Annotated in this window: 20 protein-coding genes; 2 read left to right on the top strand and 18 right to left on the bottom strand. The window is 39.8% G+C overall.

What is annotated here, in order from left to right; all coding sequences use genetic code 11:
- Window positions 1-7: 7 nt before the first annotated feature.
- The 17 genes from FD725_RS22485 to FD725_RS22410 all read right to left on the bottom strand — a co-directional run bounded on the left by FD725_RS22485 (window position 8) and on the right by FD725_RS22410 (window position 16761).
- Window positions 8-1606: a phage tail protein I gene (locus FD725_RS22485; RefSeq protein WP_179050205.1), complete on the bottom strand. Its 1599-nt coding sequence runs from the start codon at window positions 1604-1606 to the stop codon at window positions 8-10.
- Window positions 1587-2507: a baseplate J/gp47 family protein gene (locus FD725_RS22480; protein WP_179050204.1), complete on the bottom strand. Its 921-nt coding sequence runs from the start codon at window positions 2505-2507 to the stop codon at window positions 1587-1589. Before FD725_RS22480 ends, FD725_RS22485 begins: the two co-directional genes overlap by 20 nt.
- 79 nt (window positions 2508-2586) lie before the next feature.
- Complete coding sequence (locus tag FD725_RS22475) at window positions 2587-2949, bottom strand: four helix bundle protein (protein WP_179050203.1); 363 nt, start codon at window positions 2947-2949, stop codon at window positions 2587-2589.
- A 121-nt stretch (window positions 2950-3070) separates the two neighbouring features.
- Window positions 3071-6577, bottom strand: coding sequence for a baseplate J/gp47 family protein (locus FD725_RS22470; protein WP_179050202.1), 3507 nt, complete (start codon window positions 6575-6577; stop codon window positions 3071-3073).
- 6 nt (window positions 6578-6583) lie between these two features.
- A complete protein-coding gene (locus FD725_RS22465; RefSeq protein ID WP_179050201.1) occupies window positions 6584-6970 on the bottom strand; it encodes a GPW/gp25 family protein in 387 nt (128 codons plus the stop codon).
- Window positions 6970-7677 carry a phage baseplate assembly protein V gene (locus FD725_RS22460; protein WP_179050200.1) on the bottom strand — a complete coding sequence of 236 codons (708 nt, stop codon included), beginning with the start codon at window positions 7675-7677 and terminating at the stop codon, window positions 6970-6972. Before FD725_RS22460 ends, FD725_RS22465 begins: the two co-directional genes overlap by 1 nt.
- Window positions 7674-8738, bottom strand: a complete 1065-nt coding sequence (locus FD725_RS22455) for a phage late control D family protein (RefSeq protein WP_179050199.1) — start codon at window positions 8736-8738, stop codon at window positions 7674-7676. The genes FD725_RS22460 and FD725_RS22455 overlap by 4 nt, the downstream gene beginning before the upstream one ends.
- Complete coding sequence (locus FD725_RS22450; RefSeq protein ID WP_179050198.1) at window positions 8735-9388, bottom strand: LysM peptidoglycan-binding domain-containing protein; 654 nt, start codon at window positions 9386-9388, stop codon at window positions 8735-8737. The genes FD725_RS22455 and FD725_RS22450 overlap by 4 nt, the downstream gene beginning before the upstream one ends.
- On the bottom strand, window positions 9385-10839 hold the full coding sequence (locus FD725_RS22445; protein ID WP_179050197.1) for a hypothetical protein: 1455 nt from the start codon (window positions 10837-10839) through the stop codon (window positions 9385-9387). The genes FD725_RS22450 and FD725_RS22445 overlap by 4 nt, the downstream gene beginning before the upstream one ends.
- 12 nt (window positions 10840-10851) lie before the next feature.
- A complete protein-coding gene (locus FD725_RS22440) occupies window positions 10852-11334 on the bottom strand; it encodes a phage tail protein (RefSeq protein WP_179050196.1) in 483 nt (160 codons plus the stop codon).
- 146 nt (window positions 11335-11480) lie between these two features.
- The gene (locus FD725_RS33170) at window positions 11481-11609 is read right to left on the bottom strand and encodes a DUF6760 family protein (protein WP_372726743.1); all 129 of its coding nucleotides are present in this window, start codon (window positions 11607-11609) and stop codon (window positions 11481-11483) included.
- A gap of 23 nt (window positions 11610-11632) precedes the next feature.
- Window positions 11633-11995 carry a phage tail assembly protein gene (locus FD725_RS22435; RefSeq protein WP_179051648.1) on the bottom strand — a complete coding sequence of 121 codons (363 nt, stop codon included), beginning with the start codon at window positions 11993-11995 and terminating at the stop codon, window positions 11633-11635.
- A gap of 108 nt (window positions 11996-12103) precedes the next feature.
- Window positions 12104-12544 carry a phage tail protein gene (locus FD725_RS22430; RefSeq protein ID WP_179050195.1) on the bottom strand — a complete coding sequence of 147 codons (441 nt, stop codon included), beginning with the start codon at window positions 12542-12544 and terminating at the stop codon, window positions 12104-12106.
- 138 nt (window positions 12545-12682) lie between these two features.
- Window positions 12683-13795, bottom strand: a complete 1113-nt coding sequence (locus FD725_RS22425) for a phage tail sheath subtilisin-like domain-containing protein (protein ID WP_179050194.1) — start codon at window positions 13793-13795, stop codon at window positions 12683-12685.
- Window positions 13796-13943: 148 nt separating this feature from the next.
- Entirely contained in the window at window positions 13944-15368 is a 1425-nt protein-coding gene (locus FD725_RS22420) for a phage tail sheath subtilisin-like domain-containing protein (protein WP_179050193.1), read from the bottom strand.
- A gap of 377 nt (window positions 15369-15745) precedes the next feature.
- Window positions 15746-16162, bottom strand: a complete 417-nt coding sequence (locus FD725_RS22415; protein WP_179050192.1) for a carboxypeptidase-like regulatory domain-containing protein — start codon at window positions 16160-16162, stop codon at window positions 15746-15748.
- A gap of 14 nt (window positions 16163-16176) precedes the next feature.
- Window positions 16177-16761 carry a DUF4255 domain-containing protein gene (locus FD725_RS22410; protein ID WP_179050191.1) on the bottom strand — a complete coding sequence of 195 codons (585 nt, stop codon included), beginning with the start codon at window positions 16759-16761 and terminating at the stop codon, window positions 16177-16179.
- Between the two features lie 369 nt (window positions 16762-17130).
- On the opposite strand from FD725_RS22410, the gene purH reads away from it, so the two are divergent.
- On the top strand, window positions 17131-18654 hold the full coding sequence (gene purH / locus FD725_RS22405) for a bifunctional phosphoribosylaminoimidazolecarboxamide formyltransferase/IMP cyclohydrolase (RefSeq protein WP_179050190.1): 1524 nt from the start codon (window positions 17131-17133) through the stop codon (window positions 18652-18654).
- A 779-nt stretch (window positions 18655-19433) separates the two neighbouring features.
- On the opposite strand, the gene FD725_RS22400 is transcribed toward purH, so the two are convergent.
- Window positions 19434-20102 carry a cadmium resistance transporter gene (locus FD725_RS22400; RefSeq protein WP_179050189.1) on the bottom strand — a complete coding sequence of 223 codons (669 nt, stop codon included), beginning with the start codon at window positions 20100-20102 and terminating at the stop codon, window positions 19434-19436.
- Between the two features lie 116 nt (window positions 20103-20218).
- Between FD725_RS22400 and FD725_RS22395 the strand changes: the two genes are divergently transcribed.
- Window positions 20219-21523: an aliphatic sulfonate ABC transporter substrate-binding protein gene (locus FD725_RS22395; RefSeq protein WP_256871709.1), complete on the top strand. Its 1305-nt coding sequence runs from the start codon at window positions 20219-20221 to the stop codon at window positions 21521-21523.
- Window positions 21524-21628: the final 105 nt, after the last annotated feature.

Raw genomic sequence — 21628 nt, 5'->3', positions numbered from 1 at the left:
CTGTATTTTAGTTTAAGGATTGAGTAGTTGTTCCTAAAATTGTGGGAATCGTTTGCCCAAAAATAATTTCTCCTCTTTCATTTTTCTGACAGATTTGTAAAATATTGTAAGCAGGAACGGCTGTGAGATTGAAGGATTGTTCTAATAACTTATGAGTGGATAAACGCTGATTGATGTTTAAAGTGGCTTGCAAGGTGACTTTTCCCGCAATATCTGTATCATGCAAACTTTTAATTGTTAATGCTAACATATCTATATTTTGTAGAAATTGTTGGTAATAGAATGTCCGCTTAATTGTAATTTGATTATTGGCTATGATAGTTTCTGGAATTAGTAAATCATAGTCTGAGAAGTTATCTTGTAGACGAACTGTAATTTTATTTAGCACATCTGATGTGATGGGATTTGGTTGCGTTATTTCCACGATCGCTTCTAGGTCTATTTTTTCTATAAGGGCGATCAACTGAGGCGTTAGTTCTTGAATTTGAGGTGGTGTAAACAATTTAAAATTATCGGGTTTAGTCCACATAGATTCTGTTATCTTCATGCCTCGTGGTGGGGATTTTTGAAAAATCGTATTGCCAGCAATTATCTCTTTTTTCTGATTTTCTCGGCAGATAGTCAGGACTGGGGCTAAATTTATAGGTTGTTCTAATAGAGTATTTATATATAATTTATCATTTATGTAAAAATGAAAATCTATCGCTAAATTTCCCTGAAACTGTTTATCTGTACGATTGGATAAGGTGACATTAAAACCTGCTAAGTTGTCTTGGAGATGCTGATAAGTTAAATTTTGTTTGACGGAGAAAGATTGGTTATTACTCGTGATTTCTGGTGGAGATGATCCAAGAGATTTTGAGTTGCCTTGGATTTGCACAAGTAACTGTTTAGCTAATTGCGTAATTTGAGTACTATTGAAATTGTTGGGGGTAATAGTGACAGCGATCGCAAATTTTTGTTCTTGGGGTGGGGCAAATAATTTGTAAGTATAAATGATGTGCGATCGCTTAGTTAGCTGCATGGTAGGCACAAGAATTTTCAGCGCATAGAATGTTTGTGCTGGTTTTTCTTGATCGATAATTGCCTTAGCTATTTTCGCCTGTCGCCAATACTTATCAGGATCACGATCTTTGAGAGTTAGTTGCACTTGAAAATAATGAGGGAAGTCATCAAATTGATCGAAGACTTCCACTTTTTCACCAAAGCCAGAATTTTGTAAATAAATACTCAAAATCTCGATTAATCCTGCTTTTGTTCCGCGCAAATTGTATAATCGGACAATTTGTTGAATAAAGGCTTTTTTCACCTCTACTTGCCAATCATCCCTTAAACTCAAGGATACCCACCTTGCTAACCAAGGTAAGAATTCCTCTGGAGTGGCTTGGGGATTGAAGTAAAGATGAACATTATTGATAACTTCTTCTAAGCCAGTTATGTTTTGGGTATTAGCTGTAATGATTTTCTCTTGACTAGGCGTTTCACTTAAGCCACTGAGAATTTGTTCAAAAGCCAATAAAAACTGCCCAAAAAATTCATCTTTTTGGAGAATGGCTGGCAAATATTGTTGATAGGTGCTAACTGAGTCAGATGGTTTTGCGTTCATTGCCAACCTCTACTAATATTGTAAACTTGCTATCTTGGAGATTGATTTTCACTAATTGATGTTCTGCTAAATCAATTACCGATTGAGAATGATTATACTGATCGATAATTTGCAGATTTTCCACATAATCTACACCAGGAATATCATCTAGTAATTTATATAATTCAGAAATATAAACACTCCGACCAAAAAGCCACAATAAGGGTGCAAAAAATATCTCAACTTCTGTTTTTACTTGTTTTTTGACTGCCTCTGGTTGTGCGCCATCCTGAAGCACTAATTCTGCTAGTATAGTGATAGCAACATAATCAGGTTCTACAATATGCAGACGAGTAGTTAAAAGTTTGCGAGCATCCAGAAAGTTCAACAATGCTGCATATTTATCTACCGTATTTACTTGATTATCTTCAGGAATCACCACTAAACTTATATGTCCTGGGGCAAAACTTTCCGCAGTAGATTCTAAGTTACGTTGTCCCAAACATTTAACCCTAGCAATTTTTACATCACCCACATCTGCTGATTGATTCCAATCAATTAGTACCAATTTTTCAAAATCTTCTGGAGTAACAGCACGATAAATTTTACGTAACTCTATTAAAGTTTTTTGAATCTCTAATTGTAAAGCTTTCTGTCGTTCCTGGGGAGAAACATTAGTTGGTAAACTCCAATCTTTTCCTTGCAGTAAACTCAGAAAACTGGCATAATTCTCATCAGGAATTTGATTAACTTGATAGAGAACCATCTCTGTTAACCATGCGAACAATTCAATGAGAATAATTCCTGTATCTGTAGGATTATGGTCAGTCCACTCTGGATATTCTAGAGGAATTTGAGAAATGGCTGCTTCTACTAAATTAGCGTAAGTGCGATCGTCGAGGTTAGGTAGGGGTAGAGTCATGATTGGGGAATGGGGAACGGGGATTGGGGAATGGAGAATAGGCAATAGGCAATAGGCAATAGGTGATGGGTGATAGTTTTTATTTATTTAAATTTTTTAAAAGAGAAATAATCATTTTAGTTTCTTCTTGAAGGTGTTGCAGAATGATTTCTATATCTTTTATAGTACATATTCCTACTCTGGAGGATAGAAGAAGATGAGTTTGTAATTCATTGATTGAGCCTTGACTGATATTTAAAAATCTGGCATAGTCACCAGATGATCTTCTACCATAGCCTTCGGCAATATTGGCGGGAATAGATGCTGATGATCTTCTGATTTGTTCAGTCATTCCAAAAACTTCATCTCTAGGAAAATGTTTAGTTAAGAGATAACACTTTTCTGCAATTTCCATACCTTTTTGCCAAATTATTAAATCTTTAAAATCCCGAATCTCAGCCATTTATAACTCCTTTTTCATATTCACCAAAATATTACCCATTACCCATTACCTATTACCTTCTTCCCTATTGCCTATTGCCTATTACCTATTGCCTATTGCCTATTGCCTTCTTTCCTATTGCCTATTGCCTATTGCCTATTGCCTTCTTCCCTGTTACCTTCCTCCCCGCCAATTTAACAACATGATTACCAGAGAAAATTAATGAATCAGCACTCAATAATGAGTTAGTTTGTGTTCCTGGTAACTGCACTTCTAAGGAATTGACATGATCTACTCCAGGGATGGATTGGATAATGGCGTAAAAATCGGATTTTTGGGGATAGCGTCCAAATTGCCATCCTTCTCCTTTGCCGCCGGTTAAGGGATGAAGAAAGGCTTCTAAGGTTTGTGTGACGGTGTGACGCACCATGTCTGCATCTTCTAGAGATATGGGAGTGATAGTTGCGTTAACGGTGACTTCTTGCCATGTGGGAGTTGTCACCACTAAATCCAGTGTGGCTGTACAACGGACGAGGATATAGGTTTCGACTTGCGCTAATAAGGCTAAACTGGGGGTAGGTTGGCGATCGCTACTATCAGGTAAGATAATCAGTTTAATTTGCCCAGCACGGCGGTTAATTTCCCGCATCATTTTTTCAAAGTTGGCAGCTTCGGTAGCATTGATTGTCTGAAGTTTTTCGCGTAGGTTATCTGCAAATGACACATTGGCTTTGCTGGGATCAATCCACAGTTTTTCATTCAAAGGGCTAAAATCAGCCGTCAGCAAGTCTGGTGTGACTACTTTGACTCTTGCCACATCTGTAGAAGCGGCGTAAGCTAAATCTGCAATGTCTTCATGGGTGACAGCGCGATTGCGGTGACGGAGTTGTTTGGGGACTCGTTGTTTGAGACGATCTAAAGTCTCCTGTGGTGTACCCCCGGCTGCGGCTTCTAGGTTGATAACTCGATCAATGTAGGGAATGGTGGTTTTCAGTTGGCTAATGGTTTGTGCGGTGACGTTGCCGGCTTTACCACCGCCAGTCTGATAGAAAGCGAGGCGAATATTATTCCGTCCTCTGGGGGGGATCATTCCCGCTTGGCCATTGCCAAAACGAATTTCGCCAGTTTGATGATCTAAAATGTAATGGCGATCGCTGCCACTAGAACCATAGAAATCTGCGACTTCTTGCCAAAGTACCCAAACTTCCTCAATTTCTCCTAAGTTATCTCGAATGATTTTCAGGCGATGGGATGCTATTTGGGTAGGGATTTGTCCTTCTTCGACTTCTAATTGTTGTCCCAGTAAAATGGGGGTATTATTAGCAGTAAAAACTTGCTCTGCTTCGTAATTACTTGAACCTAAAACTTCTGCTTGCAGACTAATTGCTTGAAATGCCCAAGTGGTATTAGTTAATAAGCGACGTAGACGAGGTTTTACCCGAAAATTACCAGCTAACCAACGCACACGCAACCAATATAATTGTTGACCGAAAGCTGCTGTTTGACTAAAATCGGCAGGAGCGATAAATTGAATTAAACCTCGTTGTGAAAATGCTTGAGTTTCATCTTCTACCCCTAGCGATCGCCAACCCCAAGGACTAGAATATTCCCATACTAAATGTGGTTGTGTAGGATGAATTATTGGGTGAAGTTCTGGATAGTTTTGTTGTAGGGGTGGGTTGATGCTAACTTGATTGTTATTAATAGAAATAATGGTGTAGTTATGAAGTTGTTCGGGGGCCTGAATTTCTAGGCGATCGCCTATTTGCCAACCAGTTATATCAGCAAGTTGTAGGGTTTTATCTCCGGTATTTGCTGTTGCTGTCAAGATTGTTTGTGTGGTTATATCAGTTGATAATTCATGGGGTAAGGGAGATTCTACCTGTGCATAAATAGTTACTGGTTTATTATCAAAAGATTGGTCAAAACCTAGATAGAGGGTTGGTTCTTGGTCTGTTGTTGGGGTGAAGGGTGAGAAAGATTTTGGATTTACACTATCTGGATAAGTATAGGTAAAGTCATTTTCTGCAAAATAAATCGCTTTTTCTGTTAAGGTAAATTCGTAGCTTAACTTTAATGACTGAATCAGGGGTGGATCATAAATTGGTGCAATGGTTTCAGTGATAATATCTCTACGAAATATTTTTGTGCCACTAGCCTTAGCATTTTGACTTAATGCTGTCTTCAGGGTGATTGTACTGCTGGCTACTTTTTCAATCTCATATTCTTCTCGTTTTTCAGTAGTATTATTTTCGAGCCATACTAATCTAATCACATCATTGCTACTAAAAAAATCGGCAGCATTCCCGACAATATTAATTGCTTTTTCGGCAGGACTATTGCTGACTGCGGCGACTTCATTATAAATAGCGTATTTTCTCTCTTTACTGGGTTGTCCATAATAACCTTGAGTAATTCGCCCACGTAACCAATAACGAGTTTCTCTATTCACAGTGGTAGGCGCAGGCATATTTGTTTGATTGAGAAATTCTAACTTCGCCTGAATGATATCTCCTTCTTTCAACTGAATCGCTGAGGATTTTTCTTGCCATCTGATTTGCTGGTTACTCGCAGATATTTCTTGCCAGCCTGCACCATTATCCATTTCCCAGCGAATGTTTAAATTAGTTGTATTGACAGGTTTATGGCTTAATTTGATGTCAATAGTGATAACTGTATTGGGCTGAATGAAGGTATCGTGTAATGCAATATAAAATGTATCATTAATCTCTGGTTGTACGCCAAAGGGATAAAAATCTTTTGTCAGGTCTAAAGGAGTAGTATTAAATAAGCAAACTTCGGGTATTAAGTTATTTTTTTTAATATTGATACTAGCTTGAATATTGGTAATTTCAGGTATACTTGCCGTGATGTTAGTTAAATTAGCTTGCAACCATTTCTCAGTTTTACCTTGAATTTCACAGGGAGTAGGAATAGGTAAATTTGTAAATATAAATTGATTTTTGTCAGATTTAGGACTAGGGATAATCTGCCATTGATTACCATCCCAATAAGACCAATTTAGGGGTAAAATTGAGAACTGATTGTTATTAGTAGTATTAATAATCAGGTTAAACGCTCTTAACTCTGGTAAAGTAAAAATGTCAGGACAAGTGATGTAAAGAGAATGGGAGATAGGGCGATCGCCAACAAAAGTCAAAAAGGCTGTATCCTTGTGTCCTATTGCTGCTAAGGTGTGATCACTATACTTATCTTGACTCGGTTCGCGCAGGTATACTGCTTGTAATTGTGTGGTTGTAACGACTAATTCTCGATCAGTTGCAAATAGGATTTCTGCATCTAAACTCTCTGTTGATGGTGCTGATATTTGAGTATGGGCGGGAACTAACCCATCTGTGGGACTTCCTTGGGCTAAATAGAAGGTTAGAGGGACTTTAGCTGGTTGGGGTGGTGCGAGTTCTCCCCCAATTAAATCAAGGAATGCCAGGAAATTTTTCTCTGTAACTTGATTGAGGCGATCGCTCACTGATTTTACCATCTTACCAAAGATGCGAATTAATGCCCTACCCGCATCAGGTTGATTTCCCGGTGCAGGTTTCCAGTCAGTAAATTGCTGTACTAAACTCTCAGTTTGTTGCACAATTTCTTCATAGGTGCGCTGATCAATTTTGGGAGGTAAAATAGCCATAATCGATTACTGTAAATAAAAAGGGTAAACCAAATTAAAAATATTATTCGTCGTCCGAATTTGATAATTTATTTGAATTAAAATCACATTTGGTTGCTGAGGATCGGCAATTGTATCTACATCTAAAACATCAATCCTGGGTTCCCATTCAATTAAAGCATCTTGCACATCACTGACAATTTGTCCCACCGTTCCTAAACTATTAGGGGCAAATACTTTTTCATGAATATCACAGCCAAAATCAGGACGCATTACCCTTTCCCCTTTCGCCGTACTGAGAATCATCCAAATCGACTGACGCACACTTTCTTCATAACGTGCTACTGCAATTTGCCCATTTTTCTTAAGTCGGATAGGTAAACTCCATCCCACACCTAAAAAATCAATTTCCATTACATCACCTCTAATGAATCATCATTTATTTTCACTCCAGATGCACATTTAATTTCTAAACCAGATTGTGCTGCCAATTCATATTTAGACTTCGCTTTAATTGTACAATTTGCTCCTGCTTCTAGTTGATAATTTTGTTGAGTTTTTATTTGCAAATTTTTACATTCAATCGAGATATCATCATCACTACTCTTTAAAACAATTTTCCCCTTTGTTTCTATAGTTAAATCTTTTTCTACTTGGATACTCATTTGATTCTCTGGGGAATTAATCACAATTTGATTTTTTCCAGTCTTGTCTTTAATAATAATTTTTTCCTTGCCATCAGTATCATCTAAAACAATCATGTGACCACTACGAGATTTAATCACTCGTTGATTATTCTTACCATCTGCATTAGTAATTGGTGGTTTATCTTTCCCATTCCATAAAGCACCAAGAATGTAAGGAAAATTGATATCCCCTTGTTCAAAAGCCACCAAAACCTCATCATCAACTTCTGGTAAAAAATAAATCCCTCGGTCATTTCCTGCCATTGGCGTTAAAACCCTAGCCCAGTAACTTTCTTCCTCACCAGATAGCCAAGGAAACTTGACTTTAATTCTGCCTAATTTCTCTGGATCTTGGTTATTAGTCACAATCCCAATACTCACTCCATAAAAATGATCATTTTGCTGATTGGATATTAAAAAATCTAGCCCGTTCATGTAGCATTTCTCCTAACAGTAAACGAAGTTTGATAACCCTGTTCTCGTGAATAATAATGTTCCGTAGTCATGATATAATATAGACCACTAAACCTTTTACCTAGTCCCAAAACTTCTATGACTTGCCCAGCGCGAATATGGGGATTACCTTGACAACTACCTTCACCAGTAATGTAGGCGATCGCTATTTCTTGAAACTGTCCTAACGCCATGCGATCGGCTTCTGCTTGACTTGATATAGGTTGATTGACTATTGTTTGATTAGCATTACCAAATGCTTTTTTGACAGCCTTTGTTCCAGAAACTTTACCTCCCATTGTCCCACCTTCTTTTCCTATCCCTGCTTTTCCTAATACTTCTTTTTTTTGTTGAGGACTCCAACCTTTCACTGTCAATTCTTGCACCTGACTCAAAGTACTTAAACGGGGTAAAAATTCTTGTATATTTTCGCTATAAGTGAGAGTTAAAACTTTATCTTGAGTATTTGCATGAGGACGAAAATAGAGGGTTTTTCCCTCCACTGCCACTTCATAACCAATGCGTTTAGCTCTCTGATTTAAAAACTCCCAATCTGTTTGATTATGCTGTAAAATATAGTCTAATTTCACCTGACTATCAGTCACTTTTGCTGTTAGTCCTCTAGTGCGAGCAATTTGACTAGCAATCTCACTATCCTTAACTTTGAGAAATGATTTTGTCTGAGTTCCTCGCAACAACCGATGACGTAAATCATGCCCCCGCACCACTAAAACAGGTGTTGTCTCTTGAGTATATTCTGGTTCTAATCCCGTAATTTCCCCCACCATAATAGTTTTTAGTTCTTGTTCATATCCCATCTGAATTTCGACTTCATTCCCAATATCAAATACTTTGTCATCTACCCATGTCATTTCTTGTTTTACTAAGTCCCAAGTAACTAATCGCAACTCAAACATCCCCGGAACGGCTACATCTTCGGAGACTAAAACCGATATTAAATCAGCTTCTATCTCTACATTTAAAAGTTGATTCTGCACCAAAACTTTCAGATAGGGATTTAACAAGGCAACACCATTTGTCATGATTTACCCCCTAGTCGTAAAGGTGGAATTGTCAACACAGTTCCTGGATTTAAAATGCGGGGATTATTTAAGTGATTCTCTGCTGCAATGACACGCCACAAAGCAGGATCACCATATTCTTCAGTGGCAATACTACTTAAAGTTTCTCCTCTTTTGACAATTCTGACAGGATCATCAATTGGATTAGCAATTTTTGCTTTTTTTATCGGTTCCTTCCACTCTTTAAATCTACAGCTTAAAGTAGCTCGTACAGGTGTACCATCTTCAAGAAAATGAGTTAGTTTTTTAGTGACGCTTTCTAAAAAACCATCAGGTAATAAAAGGCTATCTTTACCCGATATAGTTCCCCAAATCAGTTGACAACGCGGAGGACGTTTGGGATTTTTACCGATACGCGGTTGAGTCAAACTAAAAATTTTGCGCGTATATTTCTGGACATTCTCTGGAGGAAATCCCATCAAGGTAGTGTCAAAGAACAAATCCAGGTTGAGTTGAGTTAGTGCTTGAGATGTAACAGGGCCATACTTTTCCATCGACCACCCTGTTTTGATAATTTCTATTTGATTAGGGTTAAAAAGAACTTTAAATTTATCGGCAAAGTCTCCTGGGTTATTTTTTTCGGCTTTGATAGTTAATTTTTCTAATGTCATCGACTTTTACCTCTACGTTCACTTTCAATAACTAAACGCCGCATCAGTTTGCGTTCAACTTGACTAGCTATAGCGTTAATATCAATAGAAGATGAATTGGCAATTGGTGAAACTGCAGTTTCTCTTGGAGAAAAAGTTTGAGTGGGTGATGATAAATTTGTATTTGAGATGGAGTTAGGTTTTGATAGGTTTAGTTGTTGATTCTGATTACTTTTAGCTATAGGTAAAGGCAAAGGTTGAGGTTTTGAGGATTGGTTATTTATGGAATTTATAGAAATAAGAGGTAGGGGAGAGATATCTTGTTTGTGGTTAGTTAAATTAACTTGAGAAGTTGGAGGTTGTGCGGTGACTATGGGAAGTCGTTGGGAAATTTGAGAAATTAAGTTTTCATGTTTGATAGAGATTAAATAGTCGGTTGTATTTGTTGTATCTGTTTTCTCATCTTTATTTGACACGGATATAGGTTTAATAAACTGATGATTTTTGACCTCGTTCTGTTCGCTTTTGAGAGAGAGAGGTTTAACAAAATCATGTTTATTTAATTGTGTTTGTTGTTGATCAGATAAATCATTGATCAGTGGGAGAGATGGCTGTGCTGGGGAATAATTTTGGAGTTTGGCTTGAATAATTGGTAATCTCTGATCAGATGGTGGCGATTTTTCAGTTATAGGTTTTATTGTGACAATCGCTGGAAATTGATGATTGGGATTGAGTTGTGATTTAGTTGTTAATAATATTTCTTCTGGTTTTGGCTGTTTACTAATAGGTTGCGGCAAAACTATCGGCAATTCTGATGAGAATATATAAGGTGTATATCTAATTGGTTGAGAAGGGTAGTTGAGAGTTAATTCTGATTTAGTAGGTGGAGATATTGGTAATGTTGTTTCTGTTAACGCCATTTCTTCTGATTTTGGCGATTGTTCAGTAATTGGTGATGAGAATATGGAGGGTGTATCTCTAATTGGTTGAGAAGGGTGATTGAGAGTTAATTCTGATTTAGTAGGGGGAAATATTGGTAATTCTTCAGTAATAGGTGCTGATGTAACTACAGGAATTGCTGATGAAGAGATAGAAGTTTGATTAATCGGTGTTGTTACATCTGTAAAATCAGAACTGGATAAATCGGGAGTATTATTAACTGATTGAATTGGTAAAGATGATGAAGAATCTAATTTTCTTTGAATTATATTCGCTGTCGTTTGGACTGGGGAGACAGTAGACGCTGGCTGTGCATAAACAATCGGCAGCAACTCCGATGATAGAGTATTAGTATTACCCCAACGCTGCATTTGTTGATTTAGCAATGGTAACCGATTTAAAAAGCGATCGCATCGATTAATTATCCGCCGACTCATCCCCATTTGCATCATTCCCGGTTGACGTAAGGGACGAGTTAAACGATGTACCAATTCTTCATTAATTGCATCTCGCCAATCAGATAAATTTGCCATAATACCCATTCCCTATAACTTACAAATTCCCTGATGTACTAGTTCAATTCTTTCCACCGCAATTTCATCGCTATTAGCGTTCAACCGTGGCCCTTCCCATTTCACAGGATATGCTTGTTTAAATGTCCACCACATCACCGGAATTTGCTGACTATTCAGTAAGAGAATCGTCCCATTTAACTGTTGAATTAGTCCTTGACTAGTTGCTTGATACCAGATATAAAACAAATCAATATTGACCAATCCTCGACTCAAAACTAAATTGGGGTAGGTGGTATGTTTAGGAAATTTATGAATATAATCATTTAGCCCTCCCTCCTGATAAGATTCCAACTCAATTTCACTACTTAAACCACTAACTTCACTAAAACCACCAACCACAACTCCGCCAATTTCTACAGCAAAGTTATAAACCATGTAAGGGTCATGTCCTACTAAGCTGGCCGTAGAACCTGCGGCTAAAGCTGCATTTAAAGCAATAAATTTGAGATTCATTTTTTCCTATAGAACTCCTATTTAATTTTGGTTAGCGTAGCCTGCGCTGACGCATACAAGATTCAGTATATATTCATAACCCTATTGCCTATTGCCTATTGCCTAACTACACAAATCAGTTTAGTAATCAAAGCAGATTCCTATATTCAATCACTAAGTCGCTGATTAATTTGTGCTACTTGTGTTACCCACTGCTGACGTTCTTGGTGTTCCATTGTCATAATCTGTTCGTAAGACCAATGAAAATGATAAGCAAGGTAAGCTACCTCCTCCAGCAGTCGTTCTGTGGGGTAGCAAACTACTCCCCCACAGGAATAGTTTCCACTTCAAACTCTCCCTCACAATGAGGACAAGCTACCCGCAAACGACTATGACCATTTTGGTTAATCCTTTGATAAAAATCTTGCAAATAGACTAAATCTCCTGAAAATAAACCCTCAATTACTTTGGTATTAATTTGGTCTAATGTTCCTAGTTTGACTATGGTTCTTGCTAAGAGAATAATCACCAAATAACCAGGATTTTTCTGCACTCTCGGATCTCGCAGAGGCGCAATTTCATCATAAGCAGTTGCCAAACGCATCACGCCTTCATAATGAGTATTACCCTCTGCGTCGAGATATCCTTGAGGTAAGATAAAAGGAAATTCAGTTTGTTGCATGATTTTGCTATTAGTCATTGGTCAATAGTCAATGGTCAATGGTCAATGGTCAATAGTCCGATTCTTCACTCCCTCACTCCCTTACTCAGCACTCTTTGCTACAACTTCCTAACCAATAGTGATCCCTTCATGAACTAGTTCCAGAGTTTCTATTGCCACCTCATCTGAGGTAGCATTAAAGCTTGGGGCATTCCAAGTGGTTGGCCAGCTATTTTCTAGATTCCAGCGAATTTTTTCTTCTCCTTTGTCATCAGCTAAAATAATCGACACGTTGCGTCTATCTGCTTCGCCATTTTGTAGTTTCTTGTGCCATTCCCACAGTTCTTTATTATCAGTAATTCCTCTTTTGAGGGTAATATTGCCATAACTATTGAGTCCGGGAATTTGACGTTGATTTAATCCTTTATCTGTCCCTTCTCGATAAGTTCCTGCTTTGCGAGTCGCCGTCAACCCGCTACATTCACGAAAGCCGGCATGAACAATACCATCCCATTCCACCCAGAAATTATAACCACTATAAGGGTCGTGGGGATTAGAAATTGTCGGCATAAAAGCACCTCCTCTAATTAATTTGAATTAACAATACGTAGTCTCATGATTTTGGTGGGCATTGCCCACCCTACAAACACCCTCTAAAAATCAACACATACCTACCTCCTATTGCCTATTGCCTATTGCCTATTCCCTTCATTTCAATGTAATTCCGCTACTACTTTGAACAACTAAAAGTTGAATAAATTCCCCTGGAATGGTGGGAGCTAAACCAACTTCTGCTACTACCTGTCCCCTTTCTCGATTTTCTGGGGGGTTGGTTTGGGCATTACATTTGACATAAAATGCCTCGTCAGGTGTAGTACCTTGCAACGCACCTTCTCGCCACAAAGATTCACAATAAACGCTTAATTCTCTTTGCAGTCGCACCCATAAGGGAAAAGCATTGGGTTCAAATACTGTGTCGGCTAGGTTACGATTTACCCAGCGTCCAAAGGTGAGAAATAAGCGCCGTACATTGATATATTGCCATTCGGTAATGGGACTGAGGGTACGCACTCCCCACACACGCATTCCTCTTCCGGGGAAACTGCGGATACAATTAATTCCCCCGGCGGTTTGGGGATTTAGCTGTGCTTGTTCTGTAAAAGTGAGAGAAAAACTGAGATTTAGTACCCCATCCAGAGGGATATTGGCAGGTGCGCTATGTACGCCAATTGTGCGATCGCTACTGGCATAAATACCAGCAATATGACCACAGGGAGGAATATAATCATCACGGGATTCTACTTGCAGCCAAGGTGCATATAATGCGCCGTTGTGACTAGCCAGTTCTCGACGTTGCTGGTTGAGTTTTTCCACATCAGCAATATTCCAAGCATCAAGAATCGCAAAGCGATCGCCTTTCTGCTCACAATGTTTTAAAATAGCTTGCTGCATCTCGATAATTTGCGCCTCTGCACCCAGCATGATGTCAGGGACACAAACCAAATCGACATTTTCTAAAACTTCGCTAGCCTCTAAACCTTGTTGTAAAGATGCCAGAGTATTGTCAGATAAGGCTATAACATAACAAAGACGACCTCCATTTGCAAAAAACCCTGCGATAGCATCCGCTAAATATCCCTCAGCTTGACCAAAATACTGTTGAAAATGCGATACCAAGGACAGTTTTTTTGGTTCCTCACCTTCCTCTGGCGATAATGTCAAGCCCAAGAAAACCGGCACACCCGTCAGTAACTCAGGTTCTGGAGTAGGAACGACATAGTTAAGAGATATACCTGGTATTTTTGGCTCTAAATTAGACATTTGAGTGTAATTGTCGGAGAGTAGTGAGGGAGTGCTGAGTGAGAGAGTGCTGAGTGAGAGAGTGAGAGAGTGCTAAGTGGTGAAGAATCGGACTAATGACTAATGACTATTGCCTATTGCCTATTGCCTATTCCCTATTGCCTAATAACTAACTTCCCGTCCCACTCCATTGACTCAGGCGGAAGATGACAAACTCTGCCGGCTTCACTACAGCTAGTCCGATTTCGGTGACAACTTGACCTAAATCCCGAATTTCTGGAGGATTAGTTTCAGCATCACATTTCACATAAAAAGCTTCTTGGGGTGTTGTCCCGAACAATGCACCTTTGCGCCACTCGACTACTAAAAAAGCACTGATATTGCGGCGGATTTTTGCCCAAAGTTCGGGGGTATTGGGTTCAAACACCGTCCATTGAGTACCTTTATCAATGGAATCTCGTAAATAGCTAAAGTGTCGGCGGATATTGACGTATTTGAACTCCATATTGGCATCTCCACCCAAAGTCCGCGCACCCCAAACGCGAATATTCCCGTTTAACTTGCGAATAACATTAATACCATCGGGATTGAGTCCATCTTGTTTGGCTTTGCTGAGATGATATTTTAAATCTAAAGCTCCCAAAATAGTTTCATTAGCTGGGGCTTTATGTACTCCTCTTTGACTATCAACTCGTGCATACACTCCCGCAATATGACCACTGGGCGGCACATAAATATTCTTATTACTAGCAGGGTCAAAAACTTGAATCCAGGGGAAATACAAAGCTGCATAGGTCGAGTTGAAGGGTTTGAGAGTACTGACAACTCCAGTGCTACTGAGATCGATGGTATCTAGACTATCGAGAATGGCAATGCGATCGCCTAGTTTTTCGGCATGGTCTTTGATATCATCTCTCAAGGCTAAATTTCCTGGTGCGGCCACGATGGTAATTTCATCAATAGCCTCCAACGCCTCTAACACACCAGCAACCTCACTTTCTGCCGATATCCAAGTCACATAACAACGAGTTCCCCCATTGCGGAAAAAGCCGTAAACCGCGTGTGCTAAGGTATTTTGTCCTTGAGTATCACCTGTCGGCGGTAAAAAATCACCAAAGAATTTCTTAAATTCGCTAAAGTTGGTGATGAGTTTGATTTCCCCGGCTTGGGCAATGTCAGAATCATCACCAGTTGTGGATGCCGATGTTTGAACTTGATAATATCCGGTAATTTTTTCGCCTGAAGGAATTGCTTCTTTAAATTTGATAGTTACAGATTTATCTGCATCATTATTAGTAATAGGATTTGTCTCATCTAAACTAACAAGATTACCCCCAACAAAAAAGCCATAAGTCCCGGCGGTAGTAACTAATGGATAATTACCTGACAATAATTGATAATTTTTTTGATTGCCACCTTTACCTTCGCCAATCTCCACTGGACTTGTAGAGATACCAACAGACTTTGTTGATGACCAAGCATTAGCTTTAATCGTACCAATAAAAGCGGCAATACTAGTTCCTACTCCCACAATTGGGGCAGAACCGGTAGCTATTTCTTCAACATAAACACCTGGAGAAAAATAAGTTGGCATGGTATTAGCTCCTGAATATAACTGAAAAATAAGAACTTACGCACTCAACCAAATAAACCCTTGGATGGTCAATAGTCAATAGTCAATAGTCAATAGTCAATGGTCATTATTTCTTCATTTTGAATTTTGTAGCTTGCTTCTCTTAGAGGACGTTGGAAAAGTCTGTTTCTTTGTCATGTTGAATGCAGCGTAGCGGAATGAAACATCTCGGTATGTGCCACAAAACCTAGATTCTTCCTGACGCTCCGCTCCAGTCAGAATGACATTTTTATACCTACTGAAACTTTTCCAACACCCTCTTAGGGTATTTTGAATTTTGAGCGTTGCTGATCGAGGGATGATTTAGCAAGTTATAAAATTTCCCCCCTACTTGCCTTTCATCCCCTGTTCTGCAACGCCGAATTTTGCATTGGTATAAGTGTAGGTAAAAATACAATATCTACCTGCGTTGTCGGAATTCGACCATCAACAGCAGCAGATACTTGCACTTCTTGCCTAACTTCGGCGTATTGCGTAGAACTGTTAGGTAACGATGCTGCTAGTAGATATTCTCCTGGGGGTAAATTAGTAAAGTAAAAATAACCATCGTAAGCAGTAATTTTGCGGTCAGGTCGCTCAGACATTTTTGCCCATTGCCCACCGTATTGCAGTGCTTTTAGGGATAAAATATTTTGGTATTTTTCTGGCACCTCCACAATTGCAACTATTACACCAGCAATGTGTTTGTTCGTTTCTCCTTGCAAAACTCGACCAGCGATCGCTATTTGTTGGTTTACTATAGATAGTTCCAGCATCGCTACACCTCACACTAAGAGTTTGGTTGATAAACCCCCACCAGTCGCACTTCTTCCCCTGCTTCATCCACAGGAACGGAGATAGTGACAGTACAATGCAATACCACCTTGGGTCTAGTTCCTTCCTTCCCTCCCATTGCTTGCCAAAATTCCCCAAAACTTTGTAAGTTACTAGGGCGTAAACTAATTAGTCTCAGAGGCAGTTCTTGCCCCGGCAAGTTATCTGCAATCCAAGTTTCCGGCAGTTTCCTGTGTCGCAACAATACTTTCATCACAGCCCCCAAAAGTTGATGTTCTGTCTGCACATCTTCTTCATTTTGTGGCCAAGCCGTAATCAGATATGAACAATTTACCCTAGCTGGAGGACGGTTTCTCGTGGCTCTACCGTTAGTCTGACGTTCCACTGACCAAGCACTGCTGCGTAACTCTAGATTCTCCTGCACATCATAAAGAAATAGATTAATCGCTGGTTTTTGTTTAATTGCTCCTTGATATGGTGTTTGAAAACTGATAAAAACTTCAGTGTCTACTGAGGGAACATCAGGTGGAAGTTCTCGCTTCAATAGCAACTCTAAAGTCGTGTCTAGACCATCTAACATAATCTCAACAATGTCTGTTTTATGACACTGTACATTTGGCAAGCGTATGCAAGAACATAACTGTTAGTTCAAAATAATACACCCAGTTATTAGCTTAATAGATAATCCATACATTAAATATTGTCAATCATTTTTGTAACTATTAGTAATAATTGCAACATTCAAAATCAAGTTTTTTTGGACTGTTGACCCTTACGGGTGAGATAGTTGCTTTCCAGGAACGCACTATCTCACTATTGACAAAAAAGCCAGAAAATTTGGTGACACTGCGTAAGTCCTAGAATGACTCCTGATGCTCTTGAAGTAAACCAAGGCTTGTGTAAAAATTGGGGTCTTTCGCATCACTGGCTAAAATTGAGGAATTGGGATATGGCGCGTCTAGCACTGCTGAGTGTATCTAACAAAACTGGTTTAATTGATCTGGCTCGGAGGTTGGTGGAAGAATTTGACTTTGATTTAATCAGCAGTGGAGGAACGGCTCAAGCCCTCAAGGATGCGGGTTTACCTGTGACTAAGGTTGCAGATTACACGGGTTCGCCAGAGATTTTAGGGGGACGGGTGAAAACTTTACATCCGCGTATTCATGGCGGTATTTTGGCGCGGCGGGATGTGGCTAGTGATGTAGCAGATTTGGAACATAACCAAATTCGCCCGATTGATTTGGTGGTGGTGAATCTTTATCCGTTTGCGGAAACTATTGCTAAACCAGGGGTGACTTTAGCAGAAGCGGTGGAACAAATTGATATCGGTGGCCCGGCGATGTTACGAGCAGCATCGAAAAACTTTGCTCATTTGACAGTATTATGTGACCCAGAACAGTATGGTGAATATTTACAGGAATTACGGCAAAATAACGGAGAAGTTTCCTTAGAATTTCGTCAGCAGGCAGCTTTAAAGGGATTTTCACACACAGCGAGTTATGATCAAGCGATCGCCTCTTACCTCGCTGATACACAACAATACACCCTGATCGGTACACAATTACAATCTCTGCGTTACGGTGAGAATCCTCATCAAAGCGCTGCTTGGTATCAAACTGGGACAACTCCTACGGGATGGGCAGCAGCCACAAAACTCCAAGGAAAAGAACTGAGTTACAATAATTTAGTTGATTTAGAAGCAGCGCGGCGAATTATTACTGAATTTACTGATACACCAGCCGCAACGATTATTAAACATACAAATCCCTGCGGTACAGCATTGGGAAATACGCTAGTGGAAGCTTACCAAAAAGCTTTTAATGCTGATTCTACTTCAGCTTTTGGTGGTATTGTCGCTTTTAACCGTTCTATTGATGTGGCAACAGCTAACGAATTAACTAAGACATTTTTAGAATGTGTAGTTGCCCCTGATTGTGATGCCGAAGCGGAAACAATTTTAGCAGCAAAATCTAAGGTGCGAGTCTTGACTTTAGCAGATTTGTTAAGCGGTGGTTCGCAAACTTTAGTCAAGGAAATTGCCGGTGGTTTTTTAGTGCAAGCTGCGGATGATATAGTAAGTGACACAAGTAAGTGGCAAGTAGCTAGCGATCGCCAACCTACACCTGATGAGTTAGCAGAACTGTTATTTGCTTGGAAAGTCTGCAAACACGTTAAGTCTAACGCTATTGTTGTTACTAGCGATCGTACTACTCTAGGTGTCGGTGCAGGGCAAATGAACCGCGTCGGTTCAGTCAAAATCGCCCTTGAACAAGCAGGAGACAAAGCTAAAGGTGCAATCCTCGCCAGCGATGGCTTCTTCCCCTTCGATGATTCTATCAGAACCGCCGCCGCCGCCGGTATCAGTGCCATTGTTCAACCAGGCGGCAGCCTACGCGATCAAGATTCTATCAAAGCTGCTAATGAATTAGGTCTGGTGATGGTTTTGACAGGTGTACGTCACTTTTTACATTAAGAACTAGGGGTGTAAACAGTGAACAGTGAATGTTTATTAACTGGTAACTGATAACTGATAACACTACTCCTCACTCTATGGTGCAGTTTATGAAGTGTCACTTATCACAATTATATTTCTACAGGGTTAGTGTTATTCTCTATTTGTGTGAGGAGCAAGTTGAGAATAAAGAGCGCTAGGAGTGGAAACACGGCAACACGTCCTAGCGCTTTTTAATTAGGGTTTGCTGAAAAAGTATGAAAAAGCAATTTTAAGGGTTGATCCCATTTCACTTTAATCATGATACACATACATTATGTAGAGACGTTGCAATGCAACGTCTCTACTTTGCAATGCAACGTCTCTACTTTGCAATGCAACGTCTCTACTGTTCACATTTAAAGGAAATTGGTATGACCAGTTATTCAAACAATACCAAATATAAGTTTTGATTGACTGTATTCAAACAATTTATAATCCAGAATTATATTAAACTGTAAAACCCAAATTCTACCGCTTTACCAGCTTTCCCTCAGACAATAGGACGAATATGCGGTTGGGCTAAACTGATAATGCTCTTCCTACCTCTCGATAGGTTCTTGGTTTTTTATCCAATTGACCCTTTATCTATTCATAAAGCAAGTCTATAATTTTTTCTGTCTGTTTTCTTCCTTGATTTAGTAGCTCTAAATCTGTCGGATAGCTGATATCACGCAGCGCATAAGTTGCATCTAATATTAATTTTTCTCGATTTCTTAGAGGTTGTTTGAAAAGTAGTTGGCTGTGATTTTCCCTATCTGTCAAGTGTTCGGGAAAAAAAGACGATAAGATTCGCTGTCTAGCAGAATTCTCAAACCCAGCCACATCAGAACAAAGGGGAAAATCTTACTAGCATAACGGCTGAGTATCAAAGCGATACCAGGTAGACGAGTCAGATTATAGGACATAAACAGCCAGCAAAAAACAATGCAATAGCAAACTGGTACGATCACAGTGAGATTTTGGATTGAGCTAGCAGCAAACAGGGGGATATAGATACCAAGATTGTTACCGCCGTTGGCAATTGTGACTGAGGAGACGCGATAGGTTTGCGGATCGCGGATTACTTCCCAGAGCGATCGCTTTCTAGAATCAAATCCGCGAAATTTAGAGTTTCTTTTCAGATTGGCTGACTTATCTTCATCTGAGTCATCCTTATTCAGATTGAGCAAATTTCTCAAGCCAATGAGTATCGGCAGAATCCCCAGTAAACCAGTCCAAGTAGATGGAATTACTAGACCCAGCAAGAAACCAAGTAAACTTACTGTGATTAATGCTGTGAACCCCAGAATCTCACCGACTACAACATGTTGAGGACGAAAAGTCCGATTGACCTCACTGAAGAAGGCCGTTAGATAGATATTGTCATCAAATGTTGTTGCCACAGCCGCAGCTAGCCCAATCTTAATTGTTGCAATTAACCAATCCATCACCATTCCTCAATCAACACCTACTTGATGACCCAAACTAGCGATCGCTCAACGTTTGCAGAAAAACTACATAATATCGATATGATAATGAGAGTATCGCATATTGGGTGTAATGAGTGAGCAAATTTGGTAGTTTATATATCAGCGTCAGCAAAGGAGTCATGATGATTAGCCGTTTGATTGACCTGCTACCTCAACGCATAGGTCAACATATCTTACGGTCGCTCAGATCAGCCACTTGGAGATCGGCTACCTACAGGTTGACAATTCGATTTGCCATCGGACTTGTCTTGACTTTGGTCTTGCCTGTATTTTTTGACAGTTACGCTGTTGCTGCTTCTGAATCTAGTAATCGGTTCCAACTCTCCAAAAGCTCCATAGTCCAGTTACTAGAAACTGTCGGACTATTTATGGCGGGGATAATTTTCTGTGTAGTTTTGGATCGCTGGTTTTATCGGCGTTCTGATCGATCCAACAACACACCCTTAAGAGAGGAAGCGCGGCGGCTCAAACAACTCAAAATTGGATATCCAGAGGGGATGACAAATCTGGAAGTTCTCCGGACTCAAGGCTTGCTGGAAACACGTTTGCGACCTTATGGACTGACTATCATCTGGACAAGCTTTTTATCAGCTTCTTCTCTGATCGAAGCACTCAGTAATGGCACAATTGACTTTTGCGGCGGCGGCGGTACTGCTAGCATCTTCTCGCAAGCCGCAGATCATGTATTTGTGCGGGTAGCTAAGGAAAAATATACAGCTGCCAAAGGTCAAGCGATTCTGGTACCAGAAGATTCACCAATTCAGACGCTTGCTGACCTGAAGGGTAAAAAGATCGCTTTTGACAAAGGCGCTAGCGCACATTATATACTTGTACGAGCGTTGGCAAAAGTCGGCTTAGATTTTAATGACATCGAGCCAGTTTATCTGACACAACCAGAGGCGCTACCCCGGTTCCGCCGAGGTGAAATCGATGCTTGGGTGGTTTGGGTTCCCTACACAGCAACTCAAGCCCGCAGCGCTTATCCAGGGCGATCGATTACAGACCTAGAGAGTATATTTGGCGATCAAGCCTCCGTGGAAGTTCCCACCTATTACTACGCCATTCCAGAACTGGTACGCGACTACCCCGACATACTCAAGGTGATTTTAGAAGAGGTAAACGAAGCTGGAACTTGGGCTAAGAGACAGGAATTAGAAGCTGTTCAAAGATTGACAGAACACCATGAAATTGATCCATCTATTCTAGAAATTTTACAAAAACACAGTGGCGAACGCGCCATCATTCCGATTGACGACCAATCTCTCGATGCTCTACAGCATCAAGCAAATATATTTAGAGATTTAAATCTAATTCCTGAACGGGTGAATGTGAAAGATGGAACCTATAGCTTGCAAACCAAGCAAAACTGGACTTATTAAAATATTAGTCAATAGTCAATAGTCAATAGTCAATAGTCAATAGGCAATAGGCAATAGGCAATAGGCAATAGGCAAGAGTCATTATTTCTTCATTTTGAATTTTGA

The sequence above is a fragment of the Nostoc sp. TCL26-01 genome (assembly GCF_013393945.1).
Lineage (GTDB): Bacteria > Cyanobacteriota > Cyanobacteriia > Cyanobacteriales > Nostocaceae > Trichormus.
The sequence above is the reverse complement of the archived record's forward strand: the minus strand, read 5'-3'. Positions and strand labels throughout refer to the sequence as shown.

What these genes read in the sequence shown, in the direction of transcription:
- FD725_RS22440 (WP_179050196.1), bottom strand. Translation starts at nt 11,334, where the DNA reads ATGAATCTCAAATTTATTGCTTTAAATGCAGCTTTAGCCGCAGGTTCT.
- FD725_RS22435 (WP_179051648.1), bottom strand. Translation starts at nt 11,995, where the DNA reads ATGCAACAAACTGAATTTCCTTTTATCTTACCTCAAGGATATCTCGAC.
- FD725_RS22410 (WP_179050191.1), bottom strand. Translation starts at nt 16,761, where the DNA reads ATGTTAGATGGTCTAGACACGACTTTAGAGTTGCTATTGAAGCGAGAA.
- FD725_RS22485 (WP_179050205.1), bottom strand. Translation starts at nt 1,606, where the DNA reads ATGAACGCAAAACCATCTGACTCAGTTAGCACCTATCAACAATATTTG.
- FD725_RS22475 (WP_179050203.1), bottom strand. Translation starts at nt 2,949, where the DNA reads ATGGCTGAGATTCGGGATTTTAAAGATTTAATAATTTGGCAAAAAGGT.
- FD725_RS22460 (WP_179050200.1), bottom strand. Translation starts at nt 7,677, where the DNA reads ATGAACGGGCTAGATTTTTTAATATCCAATCAGCAAAATGATCATTTT.
- FD725_RS22480 (WP_179050204.1), bottom strand. Translation starts at nt 2,507, where the DNA reads ATGACTCTACCCCTACCTAACCTCGACGATCGCACTTACGCTAATTTA.
- FD725_RS22470 (WP_179050202.1), bottom strand. Translation starts at nt 6,577, where the DNA reads ATGGCTATTTTACCTCCCAAAATTGATCAGCGCACCTATGAAGAAATT.
- FD725_RS22465 (WP_179050201.1), bottom strand. Translation starts at nt 6,970, where the DNA reads ATGGAAATTGATTTTTTAGGTGTGGGATGGAGTTTACCTATCCGACTT.
- FD725_RS22455 (WP_179050199.1), bottom strand. Translation starts at nt 8,738, where the DNA reads ATGACAAATGGTGTTGCCTTGTTAAATCCCTATCTGAAAGTTTTGGTG.
- FD725_RS22450 (WP_179050198.1), bottom strand. Translation starts at nt 9,388, where the DNA reads ATGACATTAGAAAAATTAACTATCAAAGCCGAAAAAAATAACCCAGGA.
- purH (WP_179050190.1), top strand. Translation starts at nt 17,131, where the DNA reads ATGGCGCGTCTAGCACTGCTGAGTGTATCTAACAAAACTGGTTTAATT.
- FD725_RS22430 (WP_179050195.1), bottom strand. Translation starts at nt 12,544, where the DNA reads ATGCCGACAATTTCTAATCCCCACGACCCTTATAGTGGTTATAATTTC.
- FD725_RS22400 (WP_179050189.1), bottom strand. Translation starts at nt 20,102, where the DNA reads ATGGATTGGTTAATTGCAACAATTAAGATTGGGCTAGCTGCGGCTGTG.
- FD725_RS22425 (WP_179050194.1), bottom strand. Translation starts at nt 13,795, where the DNA reads ATGTCTAATTTAGAGCCAAAAATACCAGGTATATCTCTTAACTATGTC.
- FD725_RS22415 (WP_179050192.1), bottom strand. Translation starts at nt 16,162, where the DNA reads ATGCTGGAACTATCTATAGTAAACCAACAAATAGCGATCGCTGGTCGA.
- FD725_RS22445 (WP_179050197.1), bottom strand. Translation starts at nt 10,839, where the DNA reads ATGGCAAATTTATCTGATTGGCGAGATGCAATTAATGAAGAATTGGTA.
- FD725_RS22420 (WP_179050193.1), bottom strand. Translation starts at nt 15,368, where the DNA reads ATGCCAACTTATTTTTCTCCAGGTGTTTATGTTGAAGAAATAGCTACC.